This window comes from Marinobacter subterrani (genome assembly GCF_001045555.1).
Classification (GTDB): domain Bacteria; phylum Pseudomonadota; class Gammaproteobacteria; order Pseudomonadales; family Oleiphilaceae; genus Marinobacter; species Marinobacter subterrani.
Genome location: NZ_LFBU01000001.1, coordinates 1,201,694 through 1,222,871, shown reverse-complemented (window position 1 = coordinate 1,222,871; position 21,178 = coordinate 1,201,694). Strand labels below are relative to the sequence as shown.

The window sequence follows — 21,178 nt, the reverse complement described above, 5'->3', positions numbered from 1 at the left end:
CTTTGCTTTGTGCAAGTGTGACTGTATTGCCCCTGAATTGGCCGGAGTCCGGCAAGCTGGGGGCGCCAACCTGAGAAAAGCGGCAAGAGGTTGCCATGGCCCAACTGGTTCTCCCCCAAACGCCTGCGCCCGGTATCCAGAAGGATGCAGGTCCGTCCAGATCCGGCAGCAGTCGGGATCCGGCCGAACGAACGAGCGATTTCGAGTCCGTCTCCCGGGCGGAGCAGAAACGCCTGGACCGCCAGAAAGCGGAACAGAAGGACAACGCCGACAACAACGCCAATGCCAGTGCCACCGATGAAGCTCGGCCGGCCAAGTCTGATTCCGGCGAGGGCAGGCCTGCCAGCGAGACGGAGGTGGCCGCCGAAAAAGCTGATGGCGAAGCCGTGCAGTCTTCCGATGCGGCAGAGCCAAAGGCTGCCGAGGCGGAAGTAATCGGGGAGGTGGCTGGCGAGGATGCCACGGCGCTGCCTCTCACCTTTGCTGAACTGCAGGCCTGGCTGAGCCCGAAAGCCGGTGGCTCGGGTGAGACCGGCCTGTTCGCCGCAGCGCCCATGGCCGGGTCTCCGGTGGCGGCGGGCATGTCCGGCCAGCAGGCTGCCCCGGGCGTGGCCCTGTTCAACGGCCTTCTGGGCCAGGGCGGCAAGCTGCCTGCAGGCGTCAAGACGGATGCCACGGTAACCGAAGCCGTCAAGGCTGCAGCACTTACCGACCTTGGCGGGAACGCGGATCCGGATACAGCACTGACCTCGGGCCGTTTTCAGTCGGCTCTTGATCTGGTCTCCCAGCAGGGAGCCAGTGGCACTAATGTCGCAGCAAAGCTGGCGGCCGAGACAGCAGGGCCTCTAAAAAGCTATGCCACCTCGATTGACGTGCCGGTTGGTCACGCCGAATGGGGTGACAAGCTCGTCGGTAAACTGAGCTGGCTGACGGCCCGGAATATGTCCGTTGCCGAAATCCATCTCACGCCGCCCGATATGGGGCCGATGGAAGTCAAGGTGCGGGTCCATAACGAGCAGGCGAATATCACGGTTCACGCTGCCAATCCGGTGGTGCGCGACCAGCTTGAGCTGCATTCCCACCGGCTGCGCGACATGCTCGGGGAACAGGGGCTTTCTCTGGCCGGGTTCGATGTGTCTGATTCGCCGAGGCAGCAGACCGGCGACCAGGGCGCCGGCGATGGTGGTGGCTCGGGTGGCCGGGCATCGTCACTGGCAGACGCGGATGCCGGTGATGATCAACCGAACTCCGGTCACCTTGATCTCAGCTGGAAGGGCGAAGTAGACATCTTCGCCTGATTGTTCCTGCCCGGCCCTCCAATCTCTTTTGCCCATCCTTCCTGGCAACGCTAAACTGCTGTTCTGAACGGGAAGGTTGGGCCTTCTGGCCCGTCCTTTGCATCCAATCCTGAAAGTCACGGAAAAACGCTCCCTCTGACGGATTTCTGGCAAAGCGATTACTATGGCTGAAAACAACGCGTCTGAAACGGCTCCCGCCAAAAAAGGCAAACTGAAGCTGATCATCATGCTGGTGGTGGTCATTATTATGGCGATTGTGCTGTCGGTGGTGGGAACCATGTGGTTTCTAGGGGGCGGCTTGCCCTTCATGAGTGAAGACCATGGCGAGGCCGGCGAGACAACAGAGGAAGCCTTTGTACCCAGCACCTACCTGCTGATTGACAAGGCCCTGGTTACCACGGTGCAGGCCCAGGGGCGCCAGCGCTATGCCCAGGTCTACCTGGCTCTGGAGGCGACGGATCCCCAGGCTCTGGCGGCGGCACAGCTGCATCTGCCGCTGATTCGCAGCCAGCTGATCATGCTTCTGGGCAAAAGCGAGTTCAATGATCTGCAGACGCCCGAGGGGCGCAGAGGCCTGGCCGAGCGAATGCTTACAACGGTAAACCAGGTGCTGGAACAGGAAGGTGAACCCGCCGTCAAACGGGTGTTATTCAGAAATTTTGTCGTGCAATAGGGCACGGGCGCAGCCTATCAGGGGCAGGACTACGAAGGGGCAGGACTACGTATGCAGGACTTGTTGTCACAGGATGAAATCGATGCCCTCCTCCACGGGGTGGACGATGGCGACATTGATACCTATGAAGAGACCGATGAAACCGGCATAAAGTCCTACGACCTCTCCAGTCAGGATCGCATTGTCCGTGGTCGCATGCCGACTCTGGAAATGATCAATGAACGGTTTGCCCGTTATACCCGAATCAGTCTTTTCAACCTGATGCGCCGCAATGCCGATGTGTCCACCGGCGGCGTCAAGATCATGAAATTCGGTGAATACATCCACACGTTGTATGTGCCTACCAGCCTCAACCTGTGCAAGGTACGCCCGTTGCGCGGCACCTCCCTGTTCGTGCTGGACGCCAAGCTGGTGTTCAAGCTGGTGGACAATTTCTTCGGCGGGGAAGGGCGGCATGCCAAGATCGAAGGCCGGGAATTCACGCCGACCGAGACCCGCATCGTGCAGATGGTTCTGAACCAGGTTTTCACCGATATGAAAGAGGCCTGGCACGCCGTACTCAAGGTCGATTTCGAATACCTCAGCTCGGAAGTCAATCCGGCGATGGCCAATATCGTCAGCCCCAGCGAAGTGGTGGTGGTCAGCACCTTCCATATCGAGCTGGACGGCGGCGGCGGTGAGCTCCACTTTGCCCTGCCGTACTCCATGATTGAGCCTATCAGGGACGTGCTGGACGCCGGGGTTCAGAGCGATATTGATGACGTTGATGAGCGCTGGGTGAACGCACTTCAGGAAGACATCAAGGAAGTCAACGTACCGATCAACACCACGGTGTGTCGTCGCCGCATCTCCTTGCGGGATATTGCCAAACTGAAAGCCGGAGACATCATCCCCGTGGAAATGCCGGAGCACCTGACCGTGACCGCCAATGGCATTCCCATCTACAAAGCCACGATGGGGACCCGCGATGGAAAACTGGCGCTGAGAATTCACGAACGGGCAACGCTGCCCAAAGTAAAGAAACAACTGAAGGTGGGACGCAATGGCTGACGACGACAAGAAAAGCGGGCAGGAGCTCAGCGAAGATGAAAAGCTGGCTGCCGAGTGGGAAGCAGCCATGGAGGAGTCCGGTGATGAAGGTGGCCGTGAAGACGAGTGGGCTGCCGCCATGGCCGAGGCTGGCGCAGACGCAGACGCAGACGATGGCGTTCAGACCGCCCCCATGGAGGAATTTGACACCGGAACCGAGCCCGCCCGGGGCGCCGGCCCGGCACCGGATATCGACGTTATTCTCGATATCCCGGTCACCATTTCCATGGAGGTGGGCAACACCCAGATTCCCATACGCAACCTTCTGCAGCTGAACCAGGGCTCGGTGATCGAGCTGGACCGGCTGGCGGGGGAGCCACTGGATGTCCTGGTCAACGGAACCCTGATTGCCCACGGTGAAGTGGTTATGGTGAATGAAAAATTCGGTATCCGCCTGACCGACGTGATCAGCCCGGGTGAGCGCATCAAACGGTTGCAGAAGTAATATGTGGTCCAGACTCCCGGGTATCGCACTGCTGGTACTGGCGGCTCCGGCCCTGGCCCAGGAAACGGCGGGCAAGTCGGCCGTTGCGGCCCCGGCCCGGGCGCCGGATACGCTTGGCACCATCGTCAGCCTTGGCCTGGGCCTGGTTGCCGTGATCGCGGTGATTTATGGCTGCGCCTGGATTATCCGCCGGATGAACGGCATGACCGGAATGAACAACAACGCCATCAAGGTGGTGTCGGTCATGGCCATTGGCGCCCGGGAACGGATCGCGCTGATCGAGGTGGGCGGCCAGCAGATCCTGTTGGGAATCACGCCCTCGGCGATCCGGACCCTGCACGTATTTGACGAGCCGGTTGTCGACCCTGGCAATGCCAATTCCGGTGATTTCGCCCGCCGTCTGCAAAGCATGATCGGCAAATCCTGGACCTCCCCGACAAGGAATGACTAGGCCCATGCTCGCCGCGATGCTCAAACGACTGATCCCGTCCCTGATTGTACTGGCCGGCCTGGCCTGGGCGCCGCTGGCACTGGCCCAGGAATCGACTGGCATTCCAGCGATTCCCGCCTTCACGGTCTCGCCGGCCTCGGGCGAGGGCGTCCAGGAATACTCGGTAACCCTGCAGATCCTGGCGCTGATGACCGCGCTGACCTTCCTGCCGGCCATGCTCATGATGATGACCTCGTTCACCCGCATCATCGTGGTGTTTGCCATTCTCCGTCAGGCCATCGGCCTGCAGTCCACGCCTTCGAACCAGATCCTGCTGGGCCTGGCGCTGTTCCTGAGCATCTTCATCATGAAGCCGGTTCTGGAAGAGGCCAACCAGGTGGGTCTGCAGCCCTATCTGCAGGAAGAAGTGACCTCGATCGAAGCGGTGAAGCTGGCCAGCCAGCCGTTCAAGAAATTCATGCTGGAACAGACCCGGGAAGACGACCTGGCCCTGTTCATGCGAATTGCTGACGTGACCTACGACACGCCGGAGGATGTCTCCTTCTGGATACTGATGCCGGCATTTGTCACCAGCGAGCTCAAGACCGCCTTCCAGATCGGGTTTATCCTGTTTATCCCGTTCCTGGTTATCGACATGGTAGTGGCCAGTGTTCTAATGGCCATGGGTATGATGATGCTCTCGCCCATCATCATCTCTCTGCCCTTCAAGATCATGCTGTTTGTACTGGTCGACGGCTGGGCCCTGATCATGGGCACCCTGGCCGCCAGTTACGGAATATAGGGGGAGTCATGACACCGGAAACCGTTATCGATATCCTGCGCGAGGCACTGTGGCTGATCGTTCTGTTATCGTCGGTCATCATCGGCCCGGGGCTGGTTATTGGCCTGGTTGTCAGCACCTTCCAGGCGGCGACCCAGATCAACGAGCAGACCCTCAGTTTCCTGCCGCGCCTGTTGATTACCCTGATCGTCATCATCGTCTGGGGTCCCTGGATGCTGACCCAGCTCCTGGACCACGCCAACCGCCTGTTCGCCAACATCCCCTACCTGATCGGCTGACCCATGATGCCGACGGACATCAGCGCGGACCTCCTGGGCCAGTGGGTCGGCCAGCATCTCTGGCCCCTGTTCCGCCTGGCCAGCTTTCTGATGGTAGTCCCCATCTTTGGCACCCAACTGGTACCGGCCCGGGTGCGCCTCGGCCTTGCCTTGCTGATGACCATACTTATCGTGCCCATGATCCCGCCGGTTCCACAGGTCGATGCCTTGAGCGCCGACGCCGTGGTCATCAGCCTGCAACAGATCCTGATCGGTGTCGGCATGGGCTTTGCGCTGACCGCCCTGTGGCAACTCTTCGTCATCGCCGGGCAGATGATCGCCATGCAGATGGGGCTCGGCTTCGCCTCCATGGTCGACCCGGCCAACGGCATCAACGTACCGGTGCTGGCGCAGATCTACACCATCACCATCACCCTCCTGTTCCTGGCCATGAACGGACACCTGGTCGCCCTCGAAGTCTTCGTCGAAAGCTTCCGCTCCATGCCCATCGGCATGGAAGGCCTGGGGCAGGCCGGCGTCTGGGAACTGGCCCACCGAATAAGCTGGATGTTTGCCTCCGCGATGCTGCTGGCACTGCCGGCCGTCACCGCGGTACTGATCGTCAACATCTCCTTCGGCGTGATGACCCGAGCCGCGCCCCAGATGAACATCTTCGCCCTGGGGTTCCCGATTGGCCTGATTTTTGGATTGTTTGCCATATGGGTGCTGCACGCCAATTTTCTGCCACACTTTGAGCAGTACACGAGAGAGACGTTTGATTTCATGCGGGGGCTCCAACGGCAGCCCTGATCAAGCCTGATCTGTTCCCGGGATTTATCTCGGAGTCTGGTTAAGGGTGGGGCTGATGGCTTCCCGAAACTGTGCGGAGCCATGGATGGCGGAGCCCAAGCGTCACAGGGATGTGCCGCAAGGAGCGTGTTTCGGGAAGCCATCAGCCCCGCCCGGAACTCTGAAAGTTGGACCAAGAGAATGGCCGAAGAAAACGACAACAGTCAGGAAAAAACGGAAGAGGCCACCCCCCGAAGGCTCGAAAAGGCCCGGGAGGAGGGCCAGACTGCCCGTTCAAAAGAACTGGCCACCATGGCTGTACTCCTGGCCGGCGCTGGCGGCCTGCTCATGTTCGGCACCAGCCTGGGCGCATCCCTTGAAGCCATCATGCGCGACAGCTTCGTTATCGAGCGCTCCGCCATCTACGACACCGGGCACATGAGCCTCCAGCTACTGGCCTCCGCCAAAGAAGCCGCCCTGGCACTCGCGCCCATCCTCGTGATGCTCCTGATTGCTGCGATCTTCGGCTCCATCGGCATCGGCGGCCTCCTGGTCAGCGGCAAAGCCATCGCACCCAAACTGAACCGCATGGACCCGATCAAGGGCCTTGGCCGCATGTTCTCCCTGCGTTCGCTGATCGAACTGGTCAAAGCCATCGCCAAAGTCGGCCTGGTCATGGCCATTGCCATCCTCATCCTCAACCTGCGCACCGAAGACCTGCTGGCCATCGCCGAAGAGCCGGCGGTGCCCGCCATGGAGCATGTACTCTGGACCCTCGGCTGGAGCTTCTTCCTGCTGTCCTGCGCCACCATCGTTATTGCCATGATCGACGTGCCGTTCCAGATCTTTGATCACCAGAAAAAACTCCGGATGACCATGCAGGAAGTGAAGGACGAGTATAAGGACACCGAGGGTAAACCGGAGGTCAAAGGCAAGATTCGCCAACTCCAGCGAGAAATGGCTCAGCGCCGGATGATGCAGGACGTGCCCACCGCAGACGTGGTGATCACCAACCCGACCCACTACGCGGTGGCCCTGAAATACGACCAGAAAGCCATGGGCGCGCCGGTTGTGGTGGCCAAGGGCGCCGATGAGATTGCCTTCAAGATCATGGAAATCGCCCGCGAGAACAAGGTCGAGATCCTGCGCACACCGCCGCTGACCCGGGCGGTCTATCACAATACTGACATTGGCGAGGAGATACCGGATGGCCTCTATATGGCGATTGCCCAGGTGCTCGCCTATGTGTTCCAGCTTCGTCAGTTCCGCAAAGGGCGCGGGCCCAAGCCCGGCATGCCTGATTTGCCTATTCCGTCGGATTTGCGGCGGGATGTTTAGTTTGGAGTTCGGTTCCTTTTGTAGCCTGTAGGTTTGGGAGTAAGCGTGGTTGCGGGCGGCCTTTTCAGGACACGCTACGAGCACATCCATGTGCGCTTGGCTGTGGCCATCCATGGCCACAGACAGTCCTGAAAAGGCCGCCCACAACCACTTATCAAACCCATCGATATTGCCGAAAAATACTAAGGTTGACTGTAGGTCGGATTAGACGAAGCCATAATCCGACAGTGCTATTTCGATTTCACTCCTTTTTGTTGGATTACGGCTTCGCCTAATCCAACCTACGAGGCCTTGGCGGATTCTTCTCAGGTTCGCGAGGTTTGTGGGGTTGCCTCCCAAAAATGTTGGAGGCCAAGGATGGCCGGAAACAAGCGCACATGGACGTGCTCGTAGCGGTTTTTGGGAGGCAACCCCACAAACCTCCTCCTGCGAAACCCGCAGGCTGGGGCAGGGGTTGATGGTCAGATCAGCTGCCAGCCTCAATAACCCGAACCATCGGCTCCCCGCGGCTTTCGGGAATCGGCAGAATCCGGTACCAGGATCGGGGGTTATGTGCCGTGACCGAAGCAAAACCGCAGGACAGGAAATGCTCACTGGCCTGCTCGTCGGTCTGGAAGTGGAAAGTAACCTGGCTTCGGGTGGCTGCTCCGAGCAAGCGGCCGAGGGCTTTGAGGGTGGTGCTCAGCAGCGGCTGGATGGGTAGGTAGTAGCTTTCAGAGAGGTAAATCGAGCCCGGACGCCTGGCCATGGCGGCGGATAGCCTTTGCCAGAACCGGGTGATAGTCTCCAGCGAAAAATAACTGGTCAGGCCTTCGGTAATGATGATCACCGGCCGGGTGTTGTCGAACACGCGGTCGATCACCTTTTCCAGTTGGTATTCACCGTAGTCCGCGAGGATATCGATTGGCGTGACCTGGTGATGGTCGCCCAGCCGGTCGGTGGCCAGAAGTCGCAGTGCCTTGCGGCCGGCCATGTCGGGCAGGTCGGCTTCCACCATGTGGAGCAGGGGATGCCGTTGCCGGAGCCGGATCCCCCGGGGCGACATACCACAGGCGATTTCCAGTACCTGGGTGATGCCCTTGTCCCGGATCGCCTGGTCGATCAGGTGGTCAATGATCAGGTGGCGCTGGAGCAGAAAGGTACGGATGTTGCCGCCAATGGCCGCCTTGCTGGCGGCCTCGAAGGGCGTCATCACGTGGTAGAGCCAGCGGCCTTTTGCCGTGGCGAGGGCGTCATCAGAGAGCCCGTACCGGTGCCAGACCGCACCGGTATACAGGGCTGTGAAGCTGATGCCGGAGCTGTCAGTCGGCTTTGTGCTCATAGATGGCTTTACCCCATGCCTCGCGGCCGCCCGGTAGCACCAGGTTCAGGATGATGGCAGCCACCGCACACAACGCGATGCCTTCCAGATTGCCCAGAACCATTCCGCCAATGCCGAACACCAGGGTGACCCCCACGATAACCAGGTTGCGGGCCTGGGACAGATCGACCTGGTGGCGGATCAGCGTGTTCAGGCCAACCACCGCGATGGAGCCAAACAGCAGGCACAGGATGCCGCCCATGACGGGTACCGGGATCGTCTGCAGGGCGGCGCCGAATTTGCCCACGAAAGCCAGGACCATGGCAATGCAGGCGGCCCACCACATCACCTTCGGGTTGAAGTTCCGGGTCAGCATGACGGCGCCGGTAACCTCCGAGTAGGTAGTATTGGGCGGTCCGCCGAGCATGGAGGCGGCACTGGTGGCGAGGCCGTCACCCAGCAGGGTGCGATGCAGGCCTGGCTTTTCCAGGTAGTTCTTGCCGGTGACATTTCCGATGGCCAGTACGTCCCCGATGTGCTCGATGGCGGGGGCGATAGCCACCGGAATCATGAACAGAATCGCGCCCCAGCTGAAGGCCGGGGCAACAAAGTCAGGTGCCGCGAACCAGGCGGCTTCCCGGATTGGCGTGAGATCCACGATGCCGGCAAAGGCCGAGAGGATATAGCCGGTGATAACCCCGAACATGATGGGGATCAGCCGGAAGATGCCGCTGGCCCAGACCGACATGATGATCGTCACCGCCAGGGAGGTCATGGCGATCCAGATGGCGGTGTCGTAGGGAATCAGTTGGGTGGCGCCGTCGCCGGTGCGGCCGGAGGCCATGTGTACGGCGACCGGAGCCAGGCCAAGACCGATGGTCATGATGACCGGGCCGATAACGACCGGGGGCAGAAGACGACGGACAAAACCGGTGCCCCGGAGGCGAACCAGGCCGCTCAGGAGGATGTAGAGGATACCTGCGGCCGTGAGGCCGCCAAGGGTTTCCTCCATGCCGAACCGACCCTTGGAGACAATAACCGGCGCGATAAAGGCGAAGGACGAGGCCAGGAAAATGGGAATCTGGCCGCCAGTCGCCACGTGGAAGATCAGGGTGCCCAGCCCCGCCGTGAACAGCGCGACGTTGGGATCCAGCCCGGTAATCAGCGGCATCAGAACCAGGGCGCCAAACGCCACCAGCAGCATCTGGGAGCCGGCAATCGCCTGTTTCCAGACTGGGTCCTTGGTATGGTCCTGCATGCTTACACGTCCTTCTGTTTGGTGCCGAAGATCTTGTCGCCGGCATCGCCGAGCCCGGGCAGGATGTAGCCCTTCTCGTTCAGCCGCTCATCAACGGAGGCCGTGAAGATGGATACGTCCGGGTGCTTCTTCAGGACTCTTTCAATCCCTTCCGGGGCGGCGACCAGGACCAGGGCGCGGATTTCGGTGCTGCCGGCCTTCTTGAGCAGATCGATGGTGGAGATCATGGAGCCGCCGGTGGCCAGCATCGGATCGACAATCAGGGCCGTGCGCTGATCCAGCTCGCCGACCAGTTTTTCCAGGTAGGTGCTGGCTTCCAGGGTTTCCTCGTTGCGGATCTGGCCGACCACGCTTACCCGGGCAACCGGGATCAGGCTGAGCACGCCATCGAGCATGCCCAGGCCGGCGCGAAGAATCGGCACGACGGTGATTTTCTTGCCGTGGATCTGTTCCACGTTCACCGGCCCGGCCCAGCCCTCGATGGTCTTTTCCTGCAGATTGAAATCCTTGGTGGCCTCATAGGTCAGCAGCGCGCCGACTTCCTGCGCCAGCTCACGAAAATTCTTGGTGCTGATGTCCGCCCGGCGCATCAGGCCGAGCTTGTGGCGGATCAGGGGGTGCTTTACCTCGTGGATTGGCATGGGGTCACCTGTGCGTCTGGTTGGAGTTTTTACTGTCGCGATCAAATGGCGCAAGGATACCGCATCTGGCAAGGCGAGTCAGGCCGCAAAAAATGCCGATAAGGGAAATGCTCGGGAGTGTGGTACGGATCTTGCGATACCCCTGTTAAACGACGCCACGGTGTCAGATTTTCGACCATTACAACGCCAGCAGGCACGGCTAATCGGAGACGTTTCCGGCATGGACAGAGCTTTAGTCCTCAATAATGTCAAAACCCTGACGCGGGGCAACCTGGGTGTGCCTGTCATGGTCATGGGGCTGTTGGGCATGATGATCCTGCCCATGCCCGCGTTTCTTCTCGACGTGTTCTTTACCTTCAATATCACGCTCTCAATTGTCATTCTGCTGGTGTGTGTCTATGCGCTCCGGCCGATGGAATTCGCGTCCTTCCCGACCGTGTTGCTGGTAGCGACCCTGCTGCGCCTGGCGCTGAACGTGGCGTCAACGCGGATTGTGCTGTTGAACGGCCACGAGGGAGGTGCCGCCGCCGGTAAGGTTATCCAGTCGTTCGGGGAGGTGCTGATCGGCGGCAACTTCGCGGTTGGCCTGGTGGTGTTTGCCATCCTGATGATTATCAACTTTCTGGTGGTGACCAAGGGTGCCGGCCGGGTGTCCGAGGTGAGTGCGCGCTTCACCCTGGATGCCATGCCCGGTAAGCAGATGGCCATCGATGCCGACCTGAATGCCGGCCTGATCAACCAGGATGAGGCCAAGCATCGGCGGGCGGAAATTGCCCAGGAGGCAGATTTCTATGGCTCGATGGACGGTGCGTCAAAGTTCGTAAAGGGTGATGCAGTAGCAGGCTTGCTGATTCTGGCGATCAACCTGGTGGGCGGGGTGGCCATCGGCATGCTGCAGCACAGTCTGGATTTTGGTGTGGCCATGCAGCGCTACGCCCTGCTGACCATCGGTGACGGCCTGGTGGCGCAGATCCCGTCGCTGCTGCTCTCCACGTCCGCCGCCATCATGGTGACCCGGGTCACCTCCAGCCAGGACATGGGCGGACAAATCCTTCAGCAGATGTTCAGTGCGCCCAAGGCGCTGTCCATTTCCGCCGGCATCCTGATCATCCTGGGCCTGATTCCCGGCATGCCCCATGTCGCGTTTCTTGGCCTGGGTTCGCTGGCTGGAGGCGCCGCCTGGTATATCTGGAAGCAGCAGCGCCAGACCATCGAAGAAGAGGGTGTGTTTCCGGGCCGCGGCGGGGCCGCAGGTGCGCCACGGCCTGCCGGCCGGGACCTGCCTCCGGGCGGTGATGCCGGCAGCGACCAGGGCCGGCAGCTTCCGGCGCCCGGCGAGACCAAAGAGCTGGGCTGGGACGATGTTGCAACCGTGGACATTGTCGGCCTGGAAGTGGGTTACCGCCTGATTCCGCTGGTCGACAAGTCCCAGGGCGGCCAGCTCCTCAGCCGGATCAAGGGCGTGCGCAAGAAGATGTCCCAGGACCTCGGCTTCCTGATGCCGTCGGTGCATATCCGCGACAATCTCGATCTGATGCCCAACGTCTACCGCATCACCCTGATGGGCGTGACCATTGCCGAGGCAGAAATTCACCCTGACCGGGAGTTGGCGATCGATCCCGGCCAGGTATTCGGAAAAATCGAGGGGATCGAGGGCAAGGATCCGGCCTTTGGCCTGGATGCCTGTTGGATAGAGCCGGACCGGAAAGACCAGGCCCAGACCCTGGGCTACACCGTAGTTGATGCCAGCACGGTCGTCGCCACCCACCTGAACCAGGTGCTGCAGAAGCACGCCCATGAGCTGCTGGGCCATGAAGAGGTCCAGAAGTGGTTGGATCAACTGGAGAAAGTTTCACCCAAGCTCGCCGAGGAACTGGTACCGACCACCGTTTCTATCAGCCTGTTGCTCAAGGTGCTGCAGAATCTGCTGCGCGAAGAAGTGCCGATCCGGGATATGCGCTCGATCGCCGAGGCGATCGTCAATGTCCACCCGAAGAGCCAGGATCCGAAGCTGCTGACCATGGTCGCCCGCCAGTCACTGCGCCGGATGATTGTCCAGAGCATCTGCGGCAACGAATCGGAGATACCGGTGATTACCCTGGATCCGGATCTGGAACAGTTATTGCTAAAGTCTGTTCAGCAGAGTCAACAATCCGGCGGTCAGGAAGATATTGGCCTGGTTCTGGAGCCGAACATGGTTGAGAAGCTCCAGCGCTCGCTCCAGGAGAGTGTCCAGCGCCAGGAAATGCTTGGTAAGCCGGCCATCCTGCTGGTGTCCGGGCCCCTGCGGCCGGTTCTGGCCAGGTTTGCCAGTTACGGTGTAGAGCGCCTGCATGTGCTCTCGTACCAGGAAGTGCCAGACAACAAACAGATTACGATCGTGGCGTCCGTTGGCCAGTAACGGCGCGGATGACAGAGCGGACAGCGCCGGCACGGCGTTGCCGGTGGAGGAAGAGGCATCATGAAAGTAAAACGGTTTTTTGCCAAGTCCATGGCGGAGGCGTTGAAACAGGTCAGCGAACAGATGGGGCCGGACGCCGTCATTCTCTCAAACCGCCGGGTAGACGGTGGCGTCGAAATCGTGACGGCGCTCGACTATGACGAAAACATGGCGCGCCAGCGCCTGGGCGACCAGGCACAGGAGGCCACCAATGGCTCGCGACTGGCGGAAATGCAAGCCGACCAGCACCGTCGCCTTGAGGACGAACTGGGGCGGTCAAGGGATCGGATCCGAGAGGTCCGGGAAAAAAGGGCCTCCGTCGGCGCAGGGTATTCGGGTGGCTCGTTTGCAGCGGTCAAGGAATCTGTTGAGGCCGGGTTTGGTGGCCAAGTTGCAGCGCCGGCCCGGTCCGGGGTGGCCTATTCCGATGAGCTGGCGCAGATGCGCGCGGAAATCAGCTCCCTGAAAGACCTGATGCATGGCCGCAAGCCGGAGCCTGAGGTTCCGGCCACTACGGCGGTTCAGCAAAGGCTGGCCGAACGGCTGCAGGAATTCGGGCTCGGTAGCGAACTGGCAGGATCACTCTCCCGTCGTCACAAAGCCGGGCGCCTGGAAGATGGCTGGAAGCAGTCCCTGAAAATGCTGTGCACCGGGGTTCGGACCTCACGCTTGGAATGGCTGGATCAGGGCGGCGTCTACGCCCTGGTAGGGCCAACCGGATCGGGTAAAACCACCACCATCGGCAAGCTCGCCGCGCGGTATGTCCTCAAGCATGGCGCTGATTCGGTGGCGCTGGTCACCACCGACCGCTACCGGGTCGCGGCCCACGAGCAGTTGTTTGTTTTCGGCCGTATCCTCAACGTGCCGGTTCGCGTGGTGGATGACAGCCACAGCCTGGATGATATTCTGGACGAGTTGTCAGACCGTCACCTGGTATTGATTGATACCGCCGGGCTCACCAGTGCCGACAAAGGTTATCAGGAACAACTGGCCGAACTGGCGCGCAGCCATCACAATATCAAGACCCATCTGGTGGTTTCGGCTACCAGCCAGCCGCGTATCATGAAATCCGTCTGGCATTGCTATAAGATGGCAAATCTTGCAGGTTGCGTCATGACCAAGATTGACGAAGCCCTGACACTGGGCGAGTCTCTCGGCTTTGTGATGGAAACCGGCCTGCCGGTGGCCTATTACACAGACGGGCAAAAGATTCCCGAAGACCTGCATCACGCAGAGGCTGTTCCGCTGGTGCGACTGGCCGTTGACCGGCTCAGGACCCTCCAGCAACAGCAGGCGGTGGCAGAGGGCGCGTGAGAGAACCGGCCCGAGACAGTACAGAACGGCAGCAAGCGTCAAGCAACAGCACCCGCTAAACGTGGCGAGAGACAAAAAACAGTATGAGCAAAGCACAACCTGTACAGGTGATCGCGGTTTCCGGCGGCAAGGGTGGAGTCGGCAAAAGCAATGTGTCGGTTAACCTCGGAATTGCCCTGGCACAGAAAGGCCGCAGGGTGGTGCTTCTCGATGCCGACCTGGGGCTGGCCAATATCGATGTACTGCTGGGCATTACCGCCAACCGCAACCTGCAGGATGTGCTGGCCGGGGAGTGTGATCTCAGGGACGTTCTTGTTAATGGCCCCGGGGGCATCAAGATCGTTCCGGCCTCGTCCGGCACCCAGCGCATGACCCAACTGAGCCCGATGGAGCATGCCGGGTTGATCAGCGCGTTCAGCGAACTGGCTGACCAGATTGATGTCCTGATTGTCGATACAGCAGCAGGCATTTCCGAGTCGGTGGTGAGTTTTCTGAGAGCGTCCCAGGAGCTGCTCCTGGTGGTCGTTGACGAACCCACCTCGATCACCGACTGTTATGCCCTGATCAAGCTCATGAACCGGGATTACGGCACCAACCGGTTCCGCATACTTGCCAATCAGGTGAAAAATGAGCAGGAAGGGCGTCATCTCTTCGAGAAACTGACCCGGGTCACCGAGCGCTTCCTGGACGTGGGGCTACAATACGTCGGTATGGTGCCTTACGATGAAGCTGTCAAAAAGGCGGTGCAGCGTCAGCGCGCAGTGCTGGATGCCTATCCCAGATCGAAAGCGTCCCTGGCGATCAAGGCTCTGGCGGAGAAAGTTGATAACTGGCCGCTGCCTTCCTCTCCCCGCGGTCATCTGGAATTCTTTGTGGAGCGGCTCGTCGAAGTCTGAATCGGATCCAGTCAAACAAGAACATTGGATACATGACATTGGCGAATAATCTTGGACTCTATAACCAGTCGGGTGCCCAGAAGCCTTCTCAGCTTGTTGAGGAGCAAGCGCCACTGGTCAAGAAAATTGCCCTGCACCTGATGGCCCGGCTGCCTGCCTCCGTTCAGTTGGAGGATCTGATGCAGGCCGGCATGATCGGTCTTCTTGAAGCCGCCCAGCGATACAGCTCTACCAGGGGCGCAACCTTTGAGACCTACGCCGGTATCCGGATTCGTGGTGCCATGGTGGACGAGATTCGCAAGGGTGACTGGGTACCCCGTTCCGTGCATCGTAATGCCCGCCGTATATCCCAGGCCATCAAGACCGTTGAAGATCGCCTTGGCCGGGAAGCCCAGGATATGGAAGTGGCGGAAGAACTGGGCATGGGACTGTCCGAGTACCATTCCTACCTCTCCGATTCCAACAGCGGCCGACTTTTTAGTCTTGATGAGCTCAATGAATCCGGCGAGCTGCCGATAGAACAGACAGAGCCACGGGACAACCCGCTCGAAGGTCTGTCGTCCGATGCCTTCCGACACAGCCTCGCGAAAGCGATCGAAGAGCTGCCGGAGCGTGAAAAGCTGGTATTGAGCCTGTATTACCAGGAAGAGCTGAACCTCAAGGAAATCGGCGCCGTGCTTGGTGTCAGTGAAAGCCGGGTCAGCCAGATTCACAGCCAGGCCGCCTTGCGCCTCCGGGGGCGCTTGTCGGACTGGCAACAGGATGCCGGCAACTGATCACAGCCTTTGTGTGTCCGCGACGGTACCGTCTGTAGTTTTTGGTAACCGATGCTTTACAACCGAAGCAAAGATCCGACAATAAGCGGTTAAATCAACGGCCTGCTAGACTTCGAGCAGAAAGGTCAAATGAATTCCGGGTGTTACTAACTGGAGGTCCCTTTGGACAAGAACATGAAAATCCTCATTGTGGATGACTTTTCCACAATGCGACGGATCATCAAGAACCTGCTGCGTGATCTCGGCTTTACCAATACCGATGAGGCCGATGACGGCAACACGGCGCTGCCGATGCTGAGAAGCGGGAAATACGATTTTCTGGTTACCGACTGGAACATGCCGGGTATGTCGGGGTTCGATCTGCTCAAGGCGGTCAGGGCGGATGAGAACCTGAAAACCCTGCCGGTGCTGATGGTGACCGCAGAGGCCAAACGGGACCAGATCGTTGCCGCTGCCCAGGCGGGCGTAAACGGCTATGTGGTCAAACCGTTTACCGCTGCGGTGCTCAAGGAAAAGATCGAGAAGATCTTTGAAAGAATCCAGTAACCATAGGTCGGATGGCTCTCATGAGCGATAGCAAAAAGCACCATCGGGGCCTGGAGCCGGAAGTGACGGAGAAGCTTCAGCGTCAGGCCACCGAACTGGCTGAGTGCGTCAATGCCGGAGAATATGCCAAGGCCATGACCCTGATCAATGAACTGAGCGAAGTCAGGGATCAGAGTCTCTACCGTGAGGTTGGGCGTCTGACTCGCAGCCTGCACGAGGCGATCCGGAACTTTCAGATAGACCCCCGTAATGCGGAGCAGCAGGAGGCTCTGTCGAAAATGACAGACGCCTCGGATCGTCTCGAGTATGTCGTGCAGATGACCGGCGAGGCGGCCAATCGCACGATGGACCTGGTCGAGGCGACCATGCCGTTGGCCAATGCCATTCGGGAGGAGGCCGGCGCCCTGCGTGATGAGTGGCAGCGATTACGTCGCAGGGAAATGCAGCCGGCGGAGTTCCGGGAACTGTATGGCCGGATCGACCGGTTTTTTGCCGGCATGACAACCGATGCCGACACCATGTACGCCAATCTCTCGGAAATCCTGCTGGCCCAGGACTTCCAGGACCTGACCGGCCAGGTCATCCAGAAGGTCACCACCCTGGTCAAAGAGGTTGAGGAACAGATGCTCAGTCTGGTGGTGATGGCCGGTCATGTCGATCAGTTGACGGGCACGGTGCACCAGATTGAAGAAAGGCAGGAATCTGCAGAGAAGGGCGTCGGGCCGCAGATCAAGGCCGATGAGCGTGACGATGTAGTCTCGGGACAAGACGACGTGGACGATCTGTTGTCCAGTCTCGGTTTCTGAATAAAGAGGGTAGCGCATGGCGTTTGATGCCGATGACGAGATTTTGCAGGACTTCCTGGTTGAAGCCGGCGAAATCCTCGAGAAGCTGTCAGAACAGTTGGTGGATCTAGAGCAACATCCGGATGACAGTGATCTGCTCAACGCCATCTTCCGTGGTTTTCACACCGTTAAGGGCGGCGCGGGCTTCCTGCAGCTTGATGCCCTGGTCAATTGCTGCCATTCCGCGGAGAACGTGTTCGATATCCTGCGCAATCACAAGCGCAAGGTGGATTCGGAGCTGATGGATGTGGTGCTGGAAGCGCTCGATAACGTCAACGCGATGTTCGAGCAGGTGCGCAACCACGAGGAATTGACACCCGCCCCGGACGAACTGATTGCGGCGCTGGATGCCCTGGCCAGGCCCGAGAGCGGAACCGCTGCGGCATCGGCCCCGCAGCCGGAACAGACCGGCGGTAATCAGCCGGCAGACGGCGGCGACATCACCGATGACGAATTCGAGCAGTTACTGGATGCCTTGCAGGATGACAAATCCGAAGGCGCCCCACCGGCAGCAGATGCCGGTGAGGCGTCCGGTGACCGGGGAAGCTCCGGCGGCGACGAGATAACCGACGACGAGTTCGAGGCGCTGCTGGACCAGCTCCACGGGAAGGGGCAGTTTGCCGGTGCCCCGGCGGGCGAAGAAGAATCCGCTGGCAAAGACCCGCAACCGTCGGCCGGGGCAGGAGCCAGTGGCAGCGACGACCTGATCACCGACGACGAATTCGAAAAGCTGCTCGATGACCTTCACGGCAAGGGCGGAAGCCCCACCGTGGGCGACTCTGCTGCCGCAAAGAAGCCGACAAAACCGGCGCAGCCTGAGAAGCCGAAGGAGCCCGCCAAACCCGTTGAGAAACCCGAAGCCAAGGGGGCTGCGGCACCGGCCATGCCGGCTCGCGAAAGCGCTCCTGCGGCGGAAACCACGGTGCGGGTAGACACCAGGCGCCTGGACGACATCATGAACATGGTGGGCGAACTGGTGCTGGTGCGGAACCGGTTGCAGCGCCTCGGTGCGGCGAGCGAAGACGAACACATGCACAAGGCCGTATCCAACCTGGATGTGGTCACCACCGATCTTCAGTCTGCTGTCATGCAGACCCGCATGCAGCCGATCAAGAAAGTATTCGGTCGTTTCCCGCGCGTCGTGCGGGATCTCGCCAGAAGCCTCAAGAAAGAGGTGAATCTGGTGATGCACGGCGAGGAAACCGACCTCGACAAGAACCTGGTGGAGGCCCTGTCTGATCCGCTGGTACATCTGGTTCGAAACTCGGTTGACCATGGTATCGAGGCCCCCGACATTCGCGAGAAGGCCGGCAAGCCCCGCCAGGGCACCGTAACGCTGTCAGCCGAGCAGGAAGGTGATCATATCCTGCTCTCCATCGAGGATGACGGCGCCGGTATGAATCCGGAAGTCCTGCGTCGCAAGGCGGTGGAAAAAGGTATCTATGACCAGGATGCCGCAGACCGGCTGACCAACACCGAATGCTACAACCTGATCTTTGCGGCAGGCTTTTCGACCAAGGACCAGATTTCCGATGTGTCCGGCCGTGGCGTTGGCATGGATGTGGTTAAAACCAAGATTGGCCAGCTCAATGGCCAGTTGAGTGTCGAGTCGGAGCTGGGCAAGGGCTCGCGGATCATCATCAAGGTTCCGTTGACGCTGGCGATCATGCCCACCCTGATGATCATGCTGGGAGACCAGTCCTTTGCGTTACCGCTGGTGAACGTGGTGGAGATTTTCCATCTGGACCTCACCAAGACCAACATTGTCGATGGCCGCGAATGCATCGTGGTTCGCGAGAAAGTGTTCCCGCTGTTTCATATCAAACGCTGGCTGGTCCGTGATAACGGAGCCCGGGAAGTGCCGGCGAATGCCCACGTGGTGATTGTGGCCATGGGCACGAAACAGGTCGGATTTGTGGTTGATCAGCTGGTGGGGCAGGAAGAGGTGGTTATCAAGCCGCTGGGCCGGGCACTCCAGGGCACTCCGGGCATGGCCGGTGCCACCATCACCGGTGACGGCCGGATCGCACTGATTATTGATGTTCCCAGCCTGCTGCAACATTACGGTTAGGCCGTTATCAGCCGGTAACTATGGAATGGGTAGGAGAAGCGGATGACAGTTTCTGTCCTGGTCGTTGACGATTCAGGGTTTTTTCGCAAACGGCTGACGGAAATCCTGACCAGCTCGGGCCAGATCAAGGTTGTGGGTGCTGCCACCAATGGTCGGGAGGGCGTCGAGCTTGCCGAGAAGCTGCGCCCGGACGTCATCACCATGGATTACGAAATGCCGGTTATGGATGGCATCTCGGCCGTGCGCGAAATCATGCGCAAGCATCCGGTGCCTGTGCTCATGTTTTCGTCGCTTACCTATGAAGGTGCCCGGGTAACTCTCGATGCCCTGGAAGCCGGCGCGGTTGATTTCCTTCCCAAGAACTTCGAAGAAATTGCCAGGGACAACAGCCAGCTCCAGAAAATTCTGATTGACCGGGTTCTGGATGTCGCCCGCAGCCGGCCCGGCGCCCGGCCGGCTATTCCGGCAAGACCAGAGCCGCCGGCACCGACTGCGTCCCGATCACCCCGTGATTCCGTGCCGGCCCGGCCCCGGCATGAAACACTTCAGCACCCGCGACCGGCCGGCCATGACCGGGCAACAACCGGCGGCGCCAGCATCGAGCCGGAAGCGCCCAGACGCCCTACCCGCCGGGGCCCCGCCAAACATTACGCAGTGGTCGGTATTGGCACCTCAACGGGCGGCCCGGTTGCGCTGCAGCGGGTACTCACCGCTTTGCCTGCCTCTTTTCCGGCGCCGCTGGTGCTGGTCCAGCACATGCCCGCCAGTTTTACGCCCGCCTTTGCCGAGCGGCTGAACAAGCTGTGCCGGATTGAAGTCCGGCAGGCCGAGGATGGCGACGTGCTTCGCCCGGGCCTTGCGCTGCTGGCGCCCGGTGGCAAACAGATGATGATCGAGAACCGCGGCGGGCAGGCCCGGGTGCGGATTCTGCCCGGCGACGAGCGGCTTAATTACAAACCCTCTGTGGATGTCACCTTTGGCTCCCTGGCCCGGAGTTTTCCGGGCAAGACCCTCGGGGTGATCCTCACCGGCATGGGAGCCGACGGCAAGGAAGGCTGCCGCATGATGAAGCAGAGCGGGTCGGATATCTGGTCCCAGGATGAAAAATCCTCGGTCATCTACGGCATGCCCATGGCCGTTGCCAAGGCCGGGCTGACGGATGAAGTCCTGTCACTGGACGAGGTTGGCCCGCGCCTGGTGGAAGGTGTCTGCTGATGGATATCCTGAGTCTTCTCGGGGTTGTTCTCGCATTTGCCGCGATACTCGGCGGTAACCTGCTGGAAGGCGGTGCCCTCGAGTCTCTGTTCAATGGGCCTGCGGCGGTCATCGTGGTCGGCGGCACCTTCGCCGCGACGATTCTTCAGACCTCCTGGCCGATGCTCAAACGGGCCTTCACCCAGGTTCGTTGGGTCTTTGTTCCGCCGTTCATCAGTATGGAAGATGGCATCGGCAAGGTCATAGACTGGAGCGTGAAGGCTCGCAAGCAGGGGCTCCTGGGCCTTGAAGGGCTGGCCGAGAGAGAGCCCGAGCCATTTGCCCGAAAAGGCCTGCAACTGCTGGTGGATGGCGCCGAGCCGGAAACCATCCGGAGCATCATGGAGGTGGACCTGGAATCCCGTGAGCAGCGTGATATCGAATCGGCCAGGGTGTTTGAGGCCATGGGCGGCTATTCCCCGACCATCGGGATCATTGGTGCCGTCATGGGACTGATCCAGGTGATGACCAATCTGGAAGACCCGCAGTCTCTTGGCAGTGGTATCGCCACGGCCTTTGTAGCGACCATTTACGGTGTTGCCCTGGCCAACCTGCTGTTTTTTCCGGTGGCCAACAAGATGCGCGGCATCGTCAGGGAACGTACCCGCTATGAGGACATGATGATTGACGGCATTATTGCCATCGCCGAGGGTGAAAACCCGAAATCCATTGAGTTGCGGCTGCGGGGCTTCCTGCAGTAGGCATGGCCAGGTTAA

The 21,178-nt window shown here is 60.1% G+C and carries 21 protein-coding genes; 18 read left to right on the top strand and 3 right to left on the bottom strand.

What is annotated here, in order from left to right; genetic code table 11:
• Positions 1-95: 95 nt before the first annotated feature.
• From msub_RS05630 to flhB, 9 genes are all read left to right on the top strand, one after another.
• On the top strand, positions 96-1,298 hold the full coding sequence (locus msub_RS05630; protein WP_048495110.1) for a flagellar hook-length control protein FliK: 1,203 nt from the start codon (positions 96-98) through the stop codon (positions 1,296-1,298).
• Between the two features lie 163 nt (positions 1,299-1,461).
• Entirely contained in the window at positions 1,462-1,971 is a 510-nt protein-coding gene (locus msub_RS05625; RefSeq protein WP_048495109.1) for a flagellar basal body-associated FliL family protein, read from the top strand.
• Between the two features lie 51 nt (positions 1,972-2,022).
• On the top strand, positions 2,023-3,021 hold the full coding sequence (gene fliM / locus msub_RS05620; RefSeq protein WP_048495108.1) for a flagellar motor switch protein FliM: 999 nt from the start codon (positions 2,023-2,025) through the stop codon (positions 3,019-3,021).
• On the top strand, positions 3,014-3,505 hold the full coding sequence (gene fliN, locus msub_RS05615; RefSeq protein WP_048495107.1) for a flagellar motor switch protein FliN: 492 nt from the start codon (positions 3,014-3,016) through the stop codon (positions 3,503-3,505). Before fliM ends, fliN begins: the two co-directional genes overlap by 8 nt.
• A gap of 1 nt (position 3,506) precedes the next feature.
• Complete coding sequence (gene fliO / locus msub_RS05610; protein ID WP_048495106.1) at positions 3,507-3,956, top strand: flagellar biosynthetic protein FliO; 450 nt, start codon at positions 3,507-3,509, stop codon at positions 3,954-3,956.
• Between the two features lie 16 nt (positions 3,957-3,972).
• Positions 3,973-4,737: a flagellar type III secretion system pore protein FliP gene (gene fliP / locus msub_RS05605; protein ID WP_227506774.1), complete on the top strand. Its 765-nt coding sequence runs from the start codon at positions 3,973-3,975 to the stop codon at positions 4,735-4,737.
• An 8-nt stretch (positions 4,738-4,745) separates the two neighbouring features.
• A complete protein-coding gene (fliQ, locus tag msub_RS05600) occupies positions 4,746-5,015 on the top strand; it encodes a flagellar biosynthesis protein FliQ (protein ID WP_048495104.1) in 270 nt (89 codons plus the stop codon).
• A gap of 3 nt (positions 5,016-5,018) precedes the next feature.
• A complete protein-coding gene (gene fliR / locus msub_RS05595; RefSeq protein ID WP_048495103.1) occupies positions 5,019-5,804 on the top strand; it encodes a flagellar biosynthetic protein FliR in 786 nt (261 codons plus the stop codon).
• Positions 5,805-5,984: 180 nt separating this feature from the next.
• Positions 5,985-7,121 carry a flagellar biosynthesis protein FlhB gene (gene flhB, locus msub_RS05590; protein WP_048495102.1) on the top strand — a complete coding sequence of 379 codons (1,137 nt, stop codon included), beginning with the start codon at positions 5,985-5,987 and terminating at the stop codon, positions 7,119-7,121.
• A 466-nt stretch (positions 7,122-7,587) separates the two neighbouring features.
• Here flhB and msub_RS05585 read toward each other — a convergent pair whose 3' ends face one another.
• Genes msub_RS05585 through upp form a run of 3 tightly spaced genes read right to left on the bottom strand, consistent with a single transcriptional unit; the run spans position 7,588 to position 10,320 of the window.
• Complete coding sequence (locus msub_RS05585) at positions 7,588-8,442, bottom strand: class I SAM-dependent methyltransferase (protein WP_048495101.1); 855 nt, start codon at positions 8,440-8,442, stop codon at positions 7,588-7,590.
• A complete protein-coding gene (locus tag msub_RS05580; protein WP_048495100.1) occupies positions 8,423-9,679 on the bottom strand; it encodes a uracil-xanthine permease family protein in 1,257 nt (418 codons plus the stop codon). Before msub_RS05580 ends, msub_RS05585 begins: the two co-directional genes overlap by 20 nt.
• A gap of 2 nt (positions 9,680-9,681) precedes the next feature.
• Positions 9,682-10,320 (bottom strand): uracil phosphoribosyltransferase, encoded by a 639-nt coding sequence (gene upp, locus msub_RS05575; protein ID WP_048495099.1) that lies wholly within the window; start codon positions 10,318-10,320, stop codon positions 9,682-9,684.
• Positions 10,321-10,540: 220 nt separating this feature from the next.
• On the opposite strand from upp, the gene flhA reads away from it, so the two are divergent.
• From flhA to msub_RS05530, 9 genes are all read left to right on the top strand, one after another.
• Positions 10,541-12,721, top strand: coding sequence for a flagellar biosynthesis protein FlhA (gene flhA / locus msub_RS05570; protein WP_048495098.1), 2,181 nt, complete (start codon positions 10,541-10,543; stop codon positions 12,719-12,721).
• A gap of 60 nt (positions 12,722-12,781) precedes the next feature.
• On the top strand, positions 12,782-14,074 hold the full coding sequence (flhF, locus tag msub_RS05565) for a flagellar biosynthesis protein FlhF (RefSeq protein ID WP_048495097.1): 1,293 nt from the start codon (positions 12,782-12,784) through the stop codon (positions 14,072-14,074).
• An 83-nt stretch (positions 14,075-14,157) separates the two neighbouring features.
• Positions 14,158-14,970 (top strand): MinD/ParA family ATP-binding protein, encoded by an 813-nt coding sequence (locus msub_RS05560; protein ID WP_048495096.1) that lies wholly within the window; start codon positions 14,158-14,160, stop codon positions 14,968-14,970.
• Positions 14,971-15,002: 32 nt separating this feature from the next.
• On the top strand, positions 15,003-15,746 hold the full coding sequence (locus msub_RS05555) for an RNA polymerase sigma factor FliA (protein ID WP_048495095.1): 744 nt from the start codon (positions 15,003-15,005) through the stop codon (positions 15,744-15,746).
• A 162-nt stretch (positions 15,747-15,908) separates the two neighbouring features.
• Entirely contained in the window at positions 15,909-16,292 is a 384-nt protein-coding gene (gene cheY, locus msub_RS05550; protein WP_048495094.1) for a chemotaxis response regulator CheY, read from the top strand.
• 20 nt (positions 16,293-16,312) lie between these two features.
• Positions 16,313-17,098 (top strand): protein phosphatase CheZ, encoded by a 786-nt coding sequence (locus msub_RS05545; protein WP_048495093.1) that lies wholly within the window; start codon positions 16,313-16,315, stop codon positions 17,096-17,098.
• Between the two features lie 16 nt (positions 17,099-17,114).
• Positions 17,115-19,208 carry a chemotaxis protein CheA gene (locus tag msub_RS05540; RefSeq protein WP_048495092.1) on the top strand — a complete coding sequence of 698 codons (2,094 nt, stop codon included), beginning with the start codon at positions 17,115-17,117 and terminating at the stop codon, positions 19,206-19,208.
• Positions 19,209-19,250: 42 nt separating this feature from the next.
• Positions 19,251-20,423 (top strand): protein-glutamate methylesterase/protein-glutamine glutaminase, encoded by a 1,173-nt coding sequence (locus msub_RS05535; protein ID WP_048495091.1) that lies wholly within the window; start codon positions 19,251-19,253, stop codon positions 20,421-20,423.
• Entirely contained in the window at positions 20,423-21,163 is a 741-nt protein-coding gene (locus msub_RS05530) for a flagellar motor protein (protein ID WP_048495090.1), read from the top strand. Before msub_RS05535 ends, msub_RS05530 begins: the two co-directional genes overlap by 1 nt.
• The last annotated feature ends 15 nt before the right edge of the window (positions 21,164-21,178 follow it).

Bases quoted from the DNA above. Each gene is read 5' to 3' on its own strand.
- fliR (WP_048495103.1), top strand. From the start codon at position 5,019: ATGATGCCGACGGACATCAGCGCGGACCTCCTGGGCCAGTGGGTCGGC.
- msub_RS05530 (WP_048495090.1), top strand. From the start codon at position 20,423: ATGGATATCCTGAGTCTTCTCGGGGTTGTTCTCGCATTTGCCGCGATA.
- fliM (WP_048495108.1), top strand. From the start codon at position 2,023: ATGCAGGACTTGTTGTCACAGGATGAAATCGATGCCCTCCTCCACGGG.
- msub_RS05545 (WP_048495093.1), top strand. From the start codon at position 16,313: ATGAGCGATAGCAAAAAGCACCATCGGGGCCTGGAGCCGGAAGTGACG.
- msub_RS05625 (WP_048495109.1), top strand. From the start codon at position 1,462: ATGGCTGAAAACAACGCGTCTGAAACGGCTCCCGCCAAAAAAGGCAAA.
- msub_RS05555 (WP_048495095.1), top strand. From the start codon at position 15,003: ATGACATTGGCGAATAATCTTGGACTCTATAACCAGTCGGGTGCCCAG.
- msub_RS05585 (WP_048495101.1), bottom strand. From the start codon at position 8,442: ATGAGCACAAAGCCGACTGACAGCTCCGGCATCAGCTTCACAGCCCTG.
- msub_RS05560 (WP_048495096.1), top strand. From the start codon at position 14,158: ATGAGCAAAGCACAACCTGTACAGGTGATCGCGGTTTCCGGCGGCAAG.
- fliP (WP_227506774.1), top strand. From the start codon at position 3,973: ATGCTCAAACGACTGATCCCGTCCCTGATTGTACTGGCCGGCCTGGCC.
- fliQ (WP_048495104.1), top strand. From the start codon at position 4,746: ATGACACCGGAAACCGTTATCGATATCCTGCGCGAGGCACTGTGGCTG.
- upp (WP_048495099.1), bottom strand. From the start codon at position 10,320: ATGCCAATCCACGAGGTAAAGCACCCCCTGATCCGCCACAAGCTCGGC.
- flhF (WP_048495097.1), top strand. From the start codon at position 12,782: ATGAAAGTAAAACGGTTTTTTGCCAAGTCCATGGCGGAGGCGTTGAAA.
- msub_RS05540 (WP_048495092.1), top strand. From the start codon at position 17,115: ATGGCGTTTGATGCCGATGACGAGATTTTGCAGGACTTCCTGGTTGAA.
- flhA (WP_048495098.1), top strand. From the start codon at position 10,541: ATGGACAGAGCTTTAGTCCTCAATAATGTCAAAACCCTGACGCGGGGC.
- fliO (WP_048495106.1), top strand. From the start codon at position 3,507: ATGTGGTCCAGACTCCCGGGTATCGCACTGCTGGTACTGGCGGCTCCG.
- msub_RS05580 (WP_048495100.1), bottom strand. From the start codon at position 9,679: ATGCAGGACCATACCAAGGACCCAGTCTGGAAACAGGCGATTGCCGGC.
- msub_RS05535 (WP_048495091.1), top strand. From the start codon at position 19,251: ATGACAGTTTCTGTCCTGGTCGTTGACGATTCAGGGTTTTTTCGCAAA.
- flhB (WP_048495102.1), top strand. From the start codon at position 5,985: ATGGCCGAAGAAAACGACAACAGTCAGGAAAAAACGGAAGAGGCCACC.
- fliN (WP_048495107.1), top strand. From the start codon at position 3,014: ATGGCTGACGACGACAAGAAAAGCGGGCAGGAGCTCAGCGAAGATGAA.
- msub_RS05630 (WP_048495110.1), top strand. From the start codon at position 96: ATGGCCCAACTGGTTCTCCCCCAAACGCCTGCGCCCGGTATCCAGAAG.